This is a genomic window from Nostoc sp. 'Lobaria pulmonaria (5183) cyanobiont' (genome assembly GCF_002949795.1).
Lineage (GTDB): Bacteria > Cyanobacteriota > Cyanobacteriia > Cyanobacteriales > Nostocaceae > Nostoc.
Map to the genome: position 1 here is coordinate 5,845,975 of NZ_CP026692.1, position 14,578 is coordinate 5,860,552.

Here is a 14,578-nt window from a genome sequence, read left to right on the forward strand (position 1 = left end):
AGAAGTAGACTTATGAATCTTTTCACTCTAAGCCGAGACACTTTTAACTCAGCACTCTTCGTACACAAGGGTTCAGCCAGCCCGCTAGCAACTCATTGGCTTATTGTTTGTCGTCAATGGCAACTTGAGGGACTCCCAAGCTGTAGTTAGTAACACGGGCAGAAAGATTGTAGCTGACTTCGCCGAGTTGCAGAAGCGATCGCAGATAATGCTCTAAGTCTGACCCTACACGGCGCAAGTTATAGTCTGTGAGGTCTTCGCCACTAGATGCTTCTACTAGTTCATCAAATTTTCGATAAATTTTTTGCAGTGCATCTTCATTCCAATTAAATTCGTTATCTGGGTCAACATCTAAGGTTAAGACTTGTTGACTAGGAACTAAATCGCCATCCCGGTCAATTTCACCTGCAAAAATGCGGATATGCCGGGTTGTGGACTTGAGCAGCATCGGGTTATCCATAAAAAGGTGTAAGATTTGCGTGGATTACACTGAAATTATTGTAGACGTTAATATCCAAGCTTGAATGCTCTCAATTTCAAAGCTTTGAATGCAGTTTCAAAAGGGTATATTGAATGGGCATAAGTAAAAATATCACCTTTACTGATGAGTTTGCTACTTCTGTTATGAGTTGAAGATATATTTAACTGCTAGTACTGACAGTAGTCGAATTATTTTTCTGTAAAAATTAATGGGTTGAGTATTTTCATTTGGTGTACTAATCTGACTTACTGCTAAGATTTTTCTACTCGACTCAGCCCAGAATACAGTATGGATAGGCACTTGGGAGGAATAATTTGTTCTGTGTACATTTTTTTCTGAAGAACAAAAGTTTTGACATTAATAATTATGCTCATCAATTTATCCTGAATTTCCTATTGCAAAAAACGTACATCAAGTAATTTCACGCAATAGCGCTAGATCGACCGCTGGCTTTAACAAACTCAAAAAAAGTAAGCGGTTTTACTTACGTAGAAACACTAAAATTAGAGTAACAAGTCAAACTGTTATTGACGTTCACATAAAGTTGATGTAAAAACCTTTAAAAAGGTTGAACAACTTCTTACAGAAACTTTATTGTGTAGAATCTTAAAAACTGAATAATAGTTATGGCTTACCATAAGCTACATCTGGCACAGAAACGTCAAAATCTAGACACTGAAAATCTAGCTTGAAAATACACCACAGGAGAGTGAAATAGAATACAAAGGTGATTGATGAAGAAAAATTCTTAATTCAAGCACTTTGGATTCAAAAAGGATATAAAGAATTTTTGCTGGACATCTACCTCCTTACCCTCATACACAACCAAGTAAAGGAATCTCAATAAGCTATGAACTCCAAAGCATTACCACGCCAGATAAATAATCTCGAAGTAGGTGTTTATGAGTGTGAAATACATCTCAAATTCCGGTTGATTGAGGAAAAGAGTCTATTGAGCGATCGCGAGCAACTATTACAGGTGCTACTTGATGCTTTAACCGAAGGTTCTGATGACTTTCTAGAGACGCTACAAGCGTCCGTTAAAGCCCAAGAAGTGTCTGAGTTTAAAGCCTCGCCTCAAATGCGGCGTCAGCTAATGCGCTTGCGTAATGTCGCGGAAAATTCTCCAACTTAAAGGTGTAATTTAAGTAGTGAAAAACGTGAATTGGGCATCAAATCAAATGTTGATCCCATACCCCCATTGCCATAAAAACTAAGCAGTCAGTAGATTTCATAAAATATTTTGATTTCTACTTTGTGAAAGTCTTATTTAGCAGCACAAAGTCCCAGGAACAGTTTCCGCTATTAAAAACTTTGTAGCAAAGGGTACTGGTAGAATCTGAAAGCAAATTCAGCCGGGTGCATTTTACCGAGTTTTTATCAAAACATTGCAGAATAATAAAACTCTGTGTCTTTACAGATGGGGAATTGGACAACAGGCGCAAATAAAATGAAAACCTAAAAGACCAAAGTAAAAATAAATAACCTTTCTTTTAGCTTTTTGCTTAAGCTAAGTGCCTGATTTGCTGAAATACTTATGTTTTATCTATTACTGGTAATAGGTCATGGTTTAGCAGCCAGTTACCTATTACCGATTACCCAGGACTAGGGGATAAGGGAGCAGGGGAGCAGGGGAGATGGAGAATAACTACTAATCAATGCCCAATGCCCAATAATGCCTATTTAGCAAGACCATGTTCCAGAGCAAAACGAACTAACTCTGTACGGCTGTTGGTACCGGTTTTACTAAACAAACGGCTGACGTATTTTTCGACATTGCGGACGCTGGTTTCTAAACGACGGGCGATTTCTTTGTTCATCAACCCTTCAGCAACCAAATTTAAAACACTTTGTTCTCTCGGTGTCAAATCAATTTTAAAAGGGGCTGGCGATTGGGAAATAGCATTTTTTTGAGTTAACAATGCTTTAATTTGGGCAATCTGATTGGCTAGTTCAGCAAGATCGGGGGTTTCAGTATCATCTCCCGTACTCGCAGCCTTAGCGGCGCGACGGGCTAGCAAATTTTCGACTATAGCCACTAACTCGTCTGGATCAAAAGGTTTGGGTAGATAGGCATCAACACCAGCGTGATAGCCTTGAATGCGATCGCCTGTCATACCCTTAGCAGTTAAAAATACTACCGGGAGTGCTTGGAAACGGGGGTCTTCCCGTAGTTGCTTCAGGAACTGATAGCCATCCACTTGAGGCATCATCACATCGGAAATCACTAAGTCAGGTGTATTCAGCTGCATCCATTCCCAACCTTCTAGGGCGTTACTGGCGACTTGAACGCTGAAACCGCTCTCTTGCAAATAGTCTTTCACGGCTTCCCGTATCCCTGGTTCATCATCCACCAGTAACAATTGTGCTGACATTTAAAATTCCCTTGAGTTTTGCTTTTTCCAATTTAGCGAAAGTTGGTAGGCATTGAGCAACTTAAATTCACCTCTACCGCCCCCAAAGCTTTTAAAGTTGACATCTTTGCCTCCGTCAACCCTTTAACCTCTGTAACGATCGCGCCTTCGGACGGTCTGTCCGTAAAGTTTGCCGACATTCCCCTGTACTAAAATCCCATGTTACGAGTCCTGTATGTCCCACCAATGTCATCAAACATCCCCAGACTCCAGTAGATACATCCCAGAGTTTCACGGTTTGATCGAAACGAGCGATCGCCAGATGACATACTGAAATTCTCCCTGTAATTGTTCTGCCAACTTCACAGAGAGTGCGGTTTTGCCCATACCACCATATACGGCGGTGCTGACAATGATAAGCTGTTAGGTGAAGCTGGCAACGACCTACTGCGGAAAGAAGCAGCCAATGACTCCCTTGACGGAGGCGATCGCAGTGATACCGTTAGTTATCGCGGCGATCCTAGCCGAATCATAGTCAACTTAGAGCAAAACTACGCTAAGGACGGCTTTGGCGGTACTTACCAAATCTTTAACGTTGAAAACGTCATCGGTTCTGCTTTCAATGATGAAATTATCGGCGGTGCCAAAGCCAATATTAATTCACGCTGGAGATGGCAATGACATTGTTAAAGCCAGAAATGGCAATGAGATCATTTTTGGCGAAGGTGGTAAAGACACTCTCTTGGGTGAAAACGGTAACGATTTCCTAGTTGGGAGTACAGATGCCGATCGCCTCAATGGTGGAAAAGGCAATGATACAGCTTCTTATTTCACCTCTGCGATCGCAGTATCTGTGAGTCTCACAACGGGTACTGGTTGGGCTGGAGATGCCAATTTCTTAGTTACAATCGAGCAATTATCTTGGCATTCTCTGGTAGCTTGGCGTCTCTTTGTCCAGCAGTACGCGCCCTAGCTGTGAACAAACCAATGGGAGTATTTAATAAATCTACAAGGGTGGCTTGACCAGCAATCGCCTTTTTAATATCTCTTGGTACTTCCTTCAATAACCAACGTGCCAAACGATAGCCGTATTCTTTGGGTGTCATCTCTCGCATTAAATCTACACCGTGCAGTTCGTGCAGATAGCTATTTGAGCATCCATAACGCCGCCATTGACTTTGCAGCTCTTGAAGTGTAGCGCGGTGGCGGTGTTGAACGATCGCATTTGGGGCAAATTCCAAACGCCCGATGTTTTCCCCCAAAATCCGCCAACAAATATCGGCATCGCCACCAGTAGTCAGATAGGGACGAAATAAACCCACTTTTTCTAAGGCAATGCGTCGAATCGCTAAATTAGCTGTTTGACCATAAGGACGAAAGGAATGTTTAAGCGTATGCTTTTGCGATAAAGTTTCTTGACGGTCTGCGTGTTGTTCTAGCAGAGTTGTACCTGGTAGTGCCAAAATTTCACCAGCAACAATTACCACCTCTTTGTTGACAAAAGGCTGATTTAGTGCGTTTAACCATTGCGGTTGTGGGCGACAATCCGCATCGGTAAAAACGATAATTTCACCCGTAGCGGCGCGAATCCCGGTATTACGAGCAGCGTAAGAGCTTTGAATTTGGGTTTCGCTCAAGGGGCGAATTGTAATTGGGCAATTTTCGGCAGATGTTTTCAGGATAGTGAGAGTGCGATCGCTACTATTATTGTCTACCAACAAGTATTCTACGCGGTCTTTTGGGTAAGTTTGAGACAACAGACAATTGATTAACTCTGGTAAATCTGCCTCACCGTTATAAATAGGAACAACCACCGACACCATTGGTAAAAAGCTGGTGGCGGTGGTTGCATCAACTGGCTGATGATTCATAAATCTGAGATTTTGGAGATGGGATTACTAGCTAGTATTCCCAAATCAAAATCTTGGAACGGTAATATCAAGCAGTTTCTATAACTCCAAAAATCTGGATTTGGGAATATGTGAATACCTGTTAACAAATAACTCACCTAAAATTTCAAGTCACCAGCGCGGCTCATCGGTCGAGTCGGTTGATTTGCTGGCGGCTGGGCAAAGTTGTTATTTGATAGAATTGCGATCGCTCGAGCATATTGGGGATCGCTCTTAGTTCCGATTAAATTTGGATTAGAAGCCAATTGACGCTCTTGTGCCTCTGTCAAGTCTAGCTTGATATCTGGTGTAATTCCTTTGTGGTTAATATCCGTTCCCGCCGGGGTGTAGTAATGGGCAATTGTGACAGCCAAGCCGGAACCATCTGCGAGTTCATGAACTGACTGGACTAAGGCTTTGCCAAAGGTTTGACCACCTACAACTACCGCCCGCTTATTATCCTTGAGCGCCCCTGTAAGGATTTCACTAGCACTAGCTGAATTACCATCCACTAAGACCGCCAAAGGACGATTTGTCAAAGCAGTACGATTGGCTTTAGTTTCCTCACTGCTGCCCACACGGTCTATTGTCTTGACAATTCCGCCGTTATCATACCACATCCGAGCAATTTCAATGCTCGCCTGCAACAAACCGCCAGGATTTCCCCGCAAATCTAAGACATAAGAATCAACTTTCTTTGTGTTCAAATCGCGGATGGCTCGTTGCATTTGGTCTGCGGCGTGGGCGCTAAATTCTCGCAAACGGATATAGCCAACGCGGCGGTTCCCTTCTTGTCTGAGGGTATAGCGTACTGTTGGGACTTCAATACTTGCCCTTGTCAGCTTCAAATCAAAAGCATTTTGGCCTGCGCGTCCCACCCGTATCTTGATGGGAGTACCCGCTTTGCCACGGATTAGCTTAGAAGCATCATCCACTTTCATTTTGAGAGTGGATTTGCCGTCAATTGCCAAAATTTCATCGCCTGCTTTGATCCCAGCTTTCAGCGCCGGAGAATTTTCTATGGCTTCGACAACCGTGAGCCGCTGAGTTTTTTCGTTCACTTCCATCCGAACGCCAATACCAGAGACTTCCCCAGATGTTTGGCTAGTCAGAGCTTCAAATTGTTGGGGGTCCATGAACCGAGTGTAAGGATCTCCCAACTTTTGTAAAGCTTCGCGGATGGCAGTGTATGCTTCTTCGCGAGAAGAGTAGTCTTTGCTCAACAGGCTTTGCCTGGTTGCTTGCCAATCTTGTTGATTAAATTTACCATCAACATATTCATGATTTACCAGTTGCCAAACTTGGTCAACTATCACTTTTGGGCTGTCTTGTAGGGCTAGAGCAGCACGGACACCACGAGTCCAAGCGGGGCCGAACACGGACATGGTAGCAGTTGTGGCGATCGCTCCACCAATCAAGGCTACTTGGAGCGGTGAGTAACTTTTCGCAGATTGGTTCATGTATACTTAGCTGGAATAATTGTGTTGTTGACAGTTTAGCAATCAGGCTTTCCAGAAAATTTTAAGTTTTTATACCCCAGAATCAACTATGTTCGTTCATCATTTTAATGATGCCAAAAATGCCGTATTAGTTATTAACAATCATTTCTCAGTTTGTTAGTCTTCTCCGGAAGGCTATACTGAGCGTGTGACACTTTAATTAGCGTCATGTTTGCATTCTAGATTACTTTTATAAGATAGCACTTTGCTCACTGAATTGCAGTATTGTTAGACAGCAGTAAAATCAGCTTTTCTTACTTAAGTCATGAAACGCAAATTTCCCATCAAATCATTAATTTCTATTAAAAAAAAATCTGTTAATCTGTGGCAATTGTTACAAAAACTCAGTGGTGGATTGTACGTTGTCCTGGGTGTTTGGCTGATTTTTACTACTATAACCTTACTTTTTGCTTCTTCACAGCCAATAGGTGCCTTTTTTGTGCTAGGTGGCAGTATTAATCGAGAAACTTATGTTGCCCAACAAGCAAAACAACACCCACAAACCCCAATTTTAATTTCTCATGGTTCCCCAGATCCCTGTATACGGTTAATTTTTCAGGCGGAATTAGCAGAGTTACAAAACGTTTGGTTAGAAAACTGCGCAAATTCTACCTTTGAAAATTTTTATTATAGTATTCCAATTTTGCGCCGTTGGGGAGTGCATAAAGTCATGTTGATTACCTCGACAAGTCATTTACCCAGAGCTAAATGGATGGCACAGATTCTTTTAGGTGCTCATGGTATTTGGGTAGAGCCAGAGATTGTTCAAGAATTGGGTATTCCTGGTAATCATGAATCTTGGACTAAAACTGGATTAGATGTAACACGCAGCTTATTTTGGGCGATTTTAAGTCAAATTATTCAACCGCAATGCTCAAATGTTACAAAACTTACCGAAGTAGATATGCAAGCTTGGGAGCATCGAGGTTTTCATTGCGAACACCAAGGAGGGTTGACGAGATAACTAATAATTTCCTGCTGTAGAGGGTTTAATCTTACGCATCTATAATGGGCGAGAGAATCGACCTCGCTAGTAAGATGTTCCATTGCTCTCTGGTTTCCCTACACGAGGTTAATCATTGAAAACGTGTTAGTGGGACACAAACAGAAAATGAGGAAATGTGTCCTAAGCGATCGCAAATTTTGCCTACGAGTGAACGCCAAGTTAGATCGATAACAAAGCTGGAACCTCAACAGCAATGGGAAGTATGGCAGACGACAGTAGAAGAAGCCGGAGATAAAGTACCATCTGCTAGATTTGTAAGTGATGTAGTACGAAGGATCATGGAACGGACAAAAGCACCAAATCTTTACTGTGTCGAGGAAGTCTGCCAAATCATAGCCAAGGATAATCCCGATCTCCGAGGTAAGGGTGGGTGCTGGTGCATCGTCAATCATGTGGGTGAGTTCAGTTGTACTGTTTTGGTATGGGATGGAGAGTACACTGTGAGAATCGACCACCTAAAGCCACTGAACTACTTGGAGTCAGAATGTCACCAGATGCAGCAGATTAGCGATGCCTGCGGCGGGCTACGCCTACGCATTAACAGACTACGGGACGGTGGCTAGAAGAACCATTCTAGACAGTTTTGAAGTGTTTGGGAGAGTTGAAACGCCCATATTTGACTGGGTTTGAGGAAAGGCTGTTGAGTGTGATAGAGAAAGAATACGGGGTTACAGATTAAAATATTATGCTTAACGCCTTACGGCATCAAAGGTTTGGTCAGTATAGGCAAATTATTCAGTACTGATAAAAAATTGACAAGTTAATCAAAGGATTATTCATTGCGATCGCAGTTTACATGCTGTAGATTTTAAAACTGTAGAAGATATTCAGTTAACTTTTTATTTCCACAACATTTGAATTGTCTCTTATAGAAAATAAATTATATATACACAACCAATTAAGTAACTTTTGGAATAATATCTTTAATAAAATTGAGGTTTAAGATTTTATAAAACTCAACATTTTTAGAAAGTTGAGGTTTTAAATGGTACTGTGTTCATTCAAGATATGGCTGGTTCAACTAGTTTTTACTTCAATTAATATTTGCTTAGATGCAGTGATAGTAACAGCACAGACCATATATCCTTTTACTGGCAATTATCGCACTAATCTTAACATTCATTTGATATCAGACAATATTTCACAGGTATTGGAGATAAATGTGAGTACAGCCAAGTGGATTCTAAAACTATTTTATCTTAATAGTTTTTCTATTTATATACAAAGATTATCTAGGCAAAGGCAGTTACAAAATTTAGTTTGTAATACCTGAAACAAAGTTAGATATTGGCGATATGGGAAAAAAAGGATAAGACATGATTGACTTCAACCTGACTCAAGAACAGCAGATATTGCAAATACAAGCTCGTGACTTTGCCCAAAATGAAATTCAGCCTATTGTTCGTATAATCGAAGAGTCTAACAATCTAGAGATAGAACCTTGGGAATTTTGCCAAAATTTGTTCTATAAGGGATCTGAATTAGGATTTACATCCTTGATGCTTCCAGAAAAGTTAGGAGGTGGGGGGCGAAAGTGTATAGATTTGGCTATAGTCCTAGAAGAAATAGGCGTTGTGGATGTCAGCATTGCTTGTAGTTATTTCAATCTCACCGCAGCAATGTCACTGTTTGTCACTAGGGCAGCAACCACAGAACAACAAAAACGAATACTATCTTTTGTCAATTCCGGAAAACCCCATCTGTTCAGCGCCGCAGAGAGTGAACCTAATGTCGCCACCTCTGATATGTTCTGCGCGCTCCCAGACTCCAATATTGGGATGAAGACCTTTGCAGCGCGTGAGGGCAATACATACATCCTTAATGGGACAAAATCCTCGTTAGTCACAAATGCTGGAATTGCGGATGCCTACTTCATTATTGCCCGTACAGCGATGGATAAACCATTGCGCGAAAGTTTGTCTATCTTTTTCGTTCCAACAGATACACCTGGGATTAAGTTTGGCAAAAAGACACAGATGATTGGTTGGAAAGCCTCTCATCATGCTGAGATTAGTCTGGATAACGTCCCAGTCCCTGCGGAAAATCTGATTGGACAAGAAGGAGAAGCTGGAAAACTACTAATGTTGCTTCCAGAAGTAGCTATTGGGCTGGCAGCTTCTTATGTTGGTTTGGCTCGTGCTGCTTATGAGTATGCTTTGAGTTATGCCAAGCAAAGAGTCAGTTGGGGTCGTCCGATTATCGAACATCAGGCAGTGGCTTTAAAATTAGCGGATATGATGATTAACACCCAGGCTGCACGACTGGTGGTATGGGATGCAGCAGTTACAGCAGAAACTTCTCCCCAACTTGCCGCCACAATCAAAGCACCAGCCGCCAAGACTTTTGCAGTGGATGTTGCAATCAAAAACGCACAAACAGCCGTTGAAATTCTTGGGGGCTATGGGGTGACAAAAGAGTGCTTGGCTGGCAAGTTTCTTGCTGATGCAACTATCGGTTATTCCTGTGACTTTACGCGAGATATCTTGCGTCTGGGGATCGTGAACTTTTTGTAATAGATTGAGGGGTAGCTAGTTACTTCCAATAGCGGGCGTGCCAGGACAATACTCAGAGGTTTTTTAGGAGACATCGCTTCTGTTGATTGCATCCAAAGGAGAATTAATGCAAAAGTTCCCAATCTTGCAGCATCAAAATAGCATCTCTATACAAAGATAAATCCGCCTGGTTAACTTCTATTCCCTCTCCGATTCCTTGTAGAAGGGTAATTGTCAATTTTCCTCCCAAGTGTTCGCGGAACTCGGTAAGTCCCCTAAATAGACAATGCGGATGGTCTAGTCGATCTAATTGCTCTGTTAATGCCGATACATACAAGGTAAAACCTAATTTCTTGAGTGTAGTTAGAACCTTTTGCCACTCAGATTGCAAGAGTTGCCCTGTTAAATATGAATAGGTTGTATCTAAAGCAATGCCGATCGCAACAGCTTCACCATGACGTAGGCTGTAATTAGTTAAATGCTCTAGTTTGTGAGCAGCCCAGTGTCCAAAATCTAAAGGACGTGATGAACCCATTTCAAAAGGATCGCCACTACCAGCAATATGCTCTAAGTGCAACTGAGAACAACGATAGATTAACCTTTCCATTATGTCCATGTCTCGATTAGCCAATTTATCGGCATTAGTCATAATGAAATCGAAGAAATCTGCATCTTTAATCAATGCTACTTTTACCGCTTCTGCAATACCCGATCGCCAATCTCGATCGTCGAGGCTAGTAAGAAAATCAAAGTCATTCAAGACGGCATAAGGTGGCATGAATGTACCCAAAAAGTTTTTCTTACCGAAGGCATTGATTCCGTTTTTTACTCCTACACCCGAATCATTTTGCCCTAATACTGTTGTTGGTACTCGTAGCAGCCTAATTCCTCGGTGAGCCGTTGTTGCTGCGTATCCTGCCATGTCTAAGACGGCTCCACCTCCAATTGCTAAAACGTAGGAATGACGGCACAATCCAGCTGTATTGATCTGCTGATGAATTTGCTCTATAAATCTAGAATCGTTCTTGACTGCTTCTCCACCGGGAACTACTATCGGCTCACGGCTCAGTGTTAGTACATCTTGATAACATTGAGCATAGACTGATAATTTTTTTAACAGCCCATCTTGATACTGTAAAAATCCTCCATCTACCACCGCTAATACTTGTTTTGGGGTTGTCTCCCCATCTGCGGCGATCGCTTGTGCGAGTAAAGGATTATCTAACTGAAACAGACCTCTAGTGAAGTGAACATCATAATTGAAGGTAACACGGACGCATTGGTTTATTGGTTGCAGATTCAGAGCGCTTTTTTGTTGAATAATCATTTGAATATTATTGTTTTCTAAGTAACTGTAAATAGATATACTACTGCAATTTAAATTGTCCCAAAAATAGGCAGAATAAATTCACTAAGTAATTCAAACTTGAAATGAATTACTAGATAAATCTATTTACTCAATTCATCATACTTTTGAAGTGTCTTTGCCTAGCGGATAAAGTTAAAAATAACATTAACGTATAATTTTTATTGCTGCCTATATTTCATATCTGAGGTTACTAATGGAGATCGTTCTTAGATAAAATTCTAATTTTTTTCCGTAAGATAATTTTATGATTTATCTAATTAAAATGGTATCTTTACAGTATCTTCTTTAAAGTCAGGATATTTTTATAGATTCAGTGAAGTTATGATCTCAGTACTATATTATCTAACTGCTTCAAACCCAAAAAATCAAGTTTAGTGGTATATTTTATACTTGGTTGTCACAAAAAAGTTGGGCAACTTATCCTGAATTTATCATGAGTAAAGTAAACCAATTACTGCATCACTGGCTGTTCAAGTCTGTTTCAGAAAAAGCTTTTACTTGGTTGTCACAAAAGCAGGCACAGATTGCAAGCGGCGCTGCTGAGAGAGTGTTTTTTACGGCTTTTAGTGCTGTGCCGCGTTATCTAGGTAAACAGGATTTGCAGTTAACATTCCAGGATTTGGAAGCAGCACAGGATGTGATTCCCGGTTGGTATCCTGGTCATTGGAGTGTAGAGCAGGCAGGTCGCACACTCTTGCTTTTAGCATTGCCCCACGATGATCCTCAGGGCTATGTGCGATCGCTCGATCGAGTCTTCTCCACTGCCGATATGGGGGAGTTGGTTGTGCTTTATCAAAGTTTGCCGTTATTACCACACCCAGAGTTACATCGCCATCGTACTGCTGAGGGAATTCGTAGCAATATGAGCAATGTATTCCAAGCCATAGCACTACGTAACCCTTATCCAGCGAATTATTTAGATAATGCTGCTTGGAATCAGATGGTGCTGAAGGCTGTGTTTGTCGGCAGTCCGTTACATCTAATTTGGGGTCTAGATCGGCGTGCTAACCCTGAATTGGCGAGGATGTTGGCAGACTATGCTCATGAACGTTGGGCAGCTAAACGCACAGTTACGCCAGAACTTTGGCGACCTGTAGGACGGTTTGCCGATAGCGCCATCATCACAGATTTGGAAAAAGTACTGGTTAATGGAACTATAGACGAACAAGAAGCAGCAGCCTTAGCTTGTGCTGAGTCTTCTTTACCCCAAGCGCAAGCATTACTTTCTCATTACCCAGATTTACAGTCATCCATTCAACAAGGTAATCTGACTTGGAGCAGTTTTAGCCGCGATCGCCTTTTTGTTTACAAATAAAAGGGAGTAGGGATAAGGAGGACAAGGAAAATAACCAATCCCCAATCCCCAATCCCTAATCCCTAATCCCTAATCCCTAATCCCCAATCATTAAAACCATGATGTTCATCGATCCTCACATTCACATGTGTTCCCGTACTACTTACGATTACTTAGTAATGCGGGAATATGGAATTGTTGCCGTTATTGAACCAGCCTTTTGGTTAGGACAACCCCGAACTAACGCTGGCTCATTTAAAGACTATTTCAGTAGTCTTGTGGGCTGGGAACGATTTCGTGCTAGTCAGTTTGGCATCCAACACTATTGCACAATCGGCCTAAATCCGAAAGAAGCTAATAATGAGGCGCTAGCAACTGAAGTTATGGAACTGCTACCACTTTACGCGTGTAAAGAGGGAGTTGTTGCCATTGGCGAAATTGGCTATGACGATATGACAGAAGCAGAAGATAAGTACTTTTGTCAACAGTTAGAATTAGCCAAAGAACTCGATAGTTTGGTACTAATTCATACTCCTCACCGTAACAAGAAGGTGGGTGCTAGTCGGAGTATGGATCGCTGTATTGAATATGGCTTAGATCCTTCACAGGTAGTTATCGATCACAACAACGAAGAAACTGTTGAAGAAGTATTAGGACGCGGTTTTTGGGCGGCTTTCACGATTTACCCACAGACGAAGATGGGTAACGCCAGGATGGTTGAAGTTGTCCGTAAGTATGGATGCGATCGCATCATTGTAGATAGTAGTGCTGATTGGGGTATTAGCGATCCTTTGGCAGTCCCAAAAACGGCTCAGTTGATGTTAGATAGGGGTATTCCTGAAGAACATGTGCGAGCAGTTTGTTATGAAAATGCCCTAGCTGCTTACAGTCAAACTGGGCAGATGAAAGCGTCAGACTGGCTCAATCCTCAATCTATCGATCAACGTCAATTGTTCAGTGGTAATTCTGTGCTGCGGGGACAAGAACCAGGAATCAAATCAGTTTCAGATTATGTGTTGATTGAGTAGAAAATTGGGGAGAGACGCGATTAATCGCGTCTGTACTGGGGAGTGAGAAAAAGGAATTGCATAAATATCTGATTCATCTATAATATGCAGTTTATTTTGAGAAATTACTAGGCATGGAGGCAGATAAGTGAATGTTGCAAGCTTAAATTTTCAAGGCTGGCGGGGTTATTTAGAATTGATGCGTCCTGCTAATATTGTTACTGCTTGGGCGGATATTCTTCTTGGTTTTGCTGCTTCTGGCTCTGGAATAATTTTTACTAAATTAATTAATGGCGAAGCAACTTTTGCCATACTAATTCCATTCGCTTGGTTGTTATTAGCTACAACTGGTCTATATGGTGGCGGGATAGTTTTTAACGATGTTTTCGATGCTGAATTAGATGCAAAAGAGCGACCAAATAGAGCAATTCCCAGTGGTCGCGTATCTCGTCAAAATGCTACTTTATTGGGAAGTATACTGTTTGCGATCGGGATTGTAGCTGCTTTTCAAGTATCGTTGTTGAGTGCTGCGATCGCTATTTTTATCACTCTTTCATGCCTCCTCTATAACTCACTCGCTAAACATCATCCTTTTTTCGGCCCTTTAAATATGGGTTTGTGCCGTGGCAGTAACTTATTATTAGGTGTAAGTGCTGTACCAGAAATCATCGGAGAACGTTGGTATTTAGCGCTGATTCCTGTTCTTTATATTGCTGCTATCACCGCAATTAGTCAGGGTGAAGTTCACGGAGGTAAAAAGATTACGGGAGTACTCGCGCTACTGTTGATTGCAATAGTTTTGACAGCAGTTTTAGCTTTAGGATTATTAAAAGAGTATACAGCGATCGCAGCCCTACCATTCGCTATTTTATTAGCTATCCGAATCTTGCCTAAATTTATCAAAGCTGCAAGGGAACCGATAGCCGAAAATATCCGAAATGCTGTGAAAATAGGTGTTTTATCTCTGATAGTCTTAGATGCAACCGTTGCATCAGGTTTTGCTGGTTTGTATTACGGTTTATTCGTTTTAATCTTACTACCAATTTCGATGAAGTTAGCAAAAGTATTTGCTGTTACTTAAATTTGAATGTGTACATCCAGTAATACGATTAATCGGCTGTAGGGGCGCATAAATGTTATTGGTGTCAACTCACGTTAAAAGTTAGGTAAGAGAAAGCGTTCTAGAG

The 14,578-nt window shown here is 41.5% G+C and carries 15 protein-coding genes; 9 read left to right on the plus strand and 6 right to left on the minus strand.

Annotation, left to right across the window (positions count from 1 at the left end; all coding sequences use genetic code 11):
- Window positions 1-100 precede the first annotated feature (100 nt).
- Window positions 101-460: an NAD(P)H-quinone oxidoreductase subunit M gene (locus NLP_RS25870; RefSeq protein ID WP_104908828.1), complete on the minus strand. Its 360-nt coding sequence runs from the start codon at window positions 458-460 to the stop codon at window positions 101-103.
- Between the two features lie 871 nt (window positions 461-1,331).
- Between NLP_RS25870 and NLP_RS25875 the strand changes: the two genes are divergently transcribed.
- Window positions 1,332-1,616 (plus strand): Npun_R1517 family heterocyst differentiation transcriptional regulator, encoded by a 285-nt coding sequence (locus tag NLP_RS25875; RefSeq protein WP_094350942.1) that lies wholly within the window; start codon window positions 1,332-1,334, stop codon window positions 1,614-1,616.
- Between the two features lie 544 nt (window positions 1,617-2,160).
- On the opposite strand, the gene NLP_RS25880 is transcribed toward NLP_RS25875, so the two are convergent.
- Both NLP_RS25880 and NLP_RS33620 read right to left on the minus strand, forming a co-directional pair.
- The gene (locus tag NLP_RS25880; protein ID WP_104908829.1) at window positions 2,161-2,856 is read right to left on the minus strand and encodes a response regulator transcription factor; all 696 of its coding nucleotides are present in this window, start codon (window positions 2,854-2,856) and stop codon (window positions 2,161-2,163) included.
- A 115-nt stretch (window positions 2,857-2,971) separates the two neighbouring features.
- A complete protein-coding gene (locus tag NLP_RS33620) occupies window positions 2,972-3,130 on the minus strand; it encodes a hypothetical protein (protein WP_158680535.1) in 159 nt (52 codons plus the stop codon).
- 53 nt (window positions 3,131-3,183) lie between these two features.
- Between NLP_RS33620 and NLP_RS34380 the strand changes: the two genes are divergently transcribed.
- Together NLP_RS34380 and NLP_RS34385 are read left to right on the plus strand one after the other, a co-directional pair.
- Window positions 3,184-3,516, plus strand: coding sequence for a hypothetical protein (locus NLP_RS34380; protein WP_199784695.1), 333 nt, complete (start codon window positions 3,184-3,186; stop codon window positions 3,514-3,516).
- Window positions 3,458-3,808 (plus strand): calcium-binding protein, encoded by a 351-nt coding sequence (locus NLP_RS34385; protein WP_199784696.1) that lies wholly within the window; start codon window positions 3,458-3,460, stop codon window positions 3,806-3,808. The genes NLP_RS34380 and NLP_RS34385 overlap by 59 nt, the downstream gene beginning before the upstream one ends.
- Here NLP_RS34385 and NLP_RS25890 read toward each other — a convergent pair.
- The gene (locus NLP_RS25890) at window positions 3,738-4,706 is read right to left on the minus strand and encodes a glycosyltransferase (protein WP_104908830.1); all 969 of its coding nucleotides are present in this window, start codon (window positions 4,704-4,706) and stop codon (window positions 3,738-3,740) included. The two genes, NLP_RS34385 and NLP_RS25890, sit on opposite strands and share 71 nt — an antisense overlap.
- Before the next feature lie 137 nt (window positions 4,707-4,843).
- A complete protein-coding gene (gene ctpB, locus NLP_RS25895; protein ID WP_104908831.1) occupies window positions 4,844-6,184 on the minus strand; it encodes a carboxyl-terminal processing protease CtpB in 1,341 nt (446 codons plus the stop codon).
- Window positions 6,185-6,488: 304 nt separating this feature from the next.
- Here ctpB and NLP_RS25900 point away from each other — a divergent pair, with 304 nt between their 5' ends.
- The 3 genes from NLP_RS25900 to NLP_RS25910 all read left to right on the plus strand — a co-directional run bounded on the left by NLP_RS25900 (window position 6,489) and on the right by NLP_RS25910 (window position 9,742).
- Window positions 6,489-7,187, plus strand: a complete 699-nt coding sequence (locus NLP_RS25900) for a YdcF family protein (protein ID WP_199784697.1) — start codon at window positions 6,489-6,491, stop codon at window positions 7,185-7,187.
- A 155-nt stretch (window positions 7,188-7,342) separates the two neighbouring features.
- A complete protein-coding gene (locus tag NLP_RS35215; protein WP_234017069.1) occupies window positions 7,343-7,792 on the plus strand; it encodes a hypothetical protein in 450 nt (149 codons plus the stop codon).
- Window positions 7,793-8,545: 753 nt separating this feature from the next.
- Window positions 8,546-9,742, plus strand: coding sequence for an acyl-CoA dehydrogenase family protein (locus tag NLP_RS25910; protein WP_104908832.1), 1,197 nt, complete (start codon window positions 8,546-8,548; stop codon window positions 9,740-9,742).
- A 103-nt stretch (window positions 9,743-9,845) separates the two neighbouring features.
- On the opposite strand, the gene NLP_RS25915 is transcribed toward NLP_RS25910, so the two are convergent.
- Window positions 9,846-11,048, minus strand: a complete 1,203-nt coding sequence (locus tag NLP_RS25915; RefSeq protein WP_104908833.1) for a 3-dehydroquinate synthase — start codon at window positions 11,046-11,048, stop codon at window positions 9,846-9,848.
- A gap of 475 nt (window positions 11,049-11,523) precedes the next feature.
- Here NLP_RS25915 and NLP_RS25920 point away from each other — a divergent pair, with 475 nt between their 5' ends.
- The 3 genes from NLP_RS25920 (at window position 11,524) to eboC (ending at window position 14,472) form a co-directional block, all read left to right on the plus strand.
- Complete coding sequence (locus tag NLP_RS25920; RefSeq protein WP_104908834.1) at window positions 11,524-12,405, plus strand: EboA family metabolite traffic protein; 882 nt, start codon at window positions 11,524-11,526, stop codon at window positions 12,403-12,405.
- Window positions 12,406-12,530: 125 nt separating this feature from the next.
- Window positions 12,531-13,412, plus strand: a complete 882-nt coding sequence (locus NLP_RS25925) for a TatD family hydrolase (protein ID WP_234017070.1) — start codon at window positions 12,531-12,533, stop codon at window positions 13,410-13,412.
- 127 nt (window positions 13,413-13,539) lie between these two features.
- Window positions 13,540-14,472 (plus strand): UbiA-like protein EboC, encoded by a 933-nt coding sequence (gene eboC, locus NLP_RS25930; protein ID WP_325034695.1) that lies wholly within the window; start codon window positions 13,540-13,542, stop codon window positions 14,470-14,472.
- Window positions 14,473-14,578: the final 106 nt, after the last annotated feature.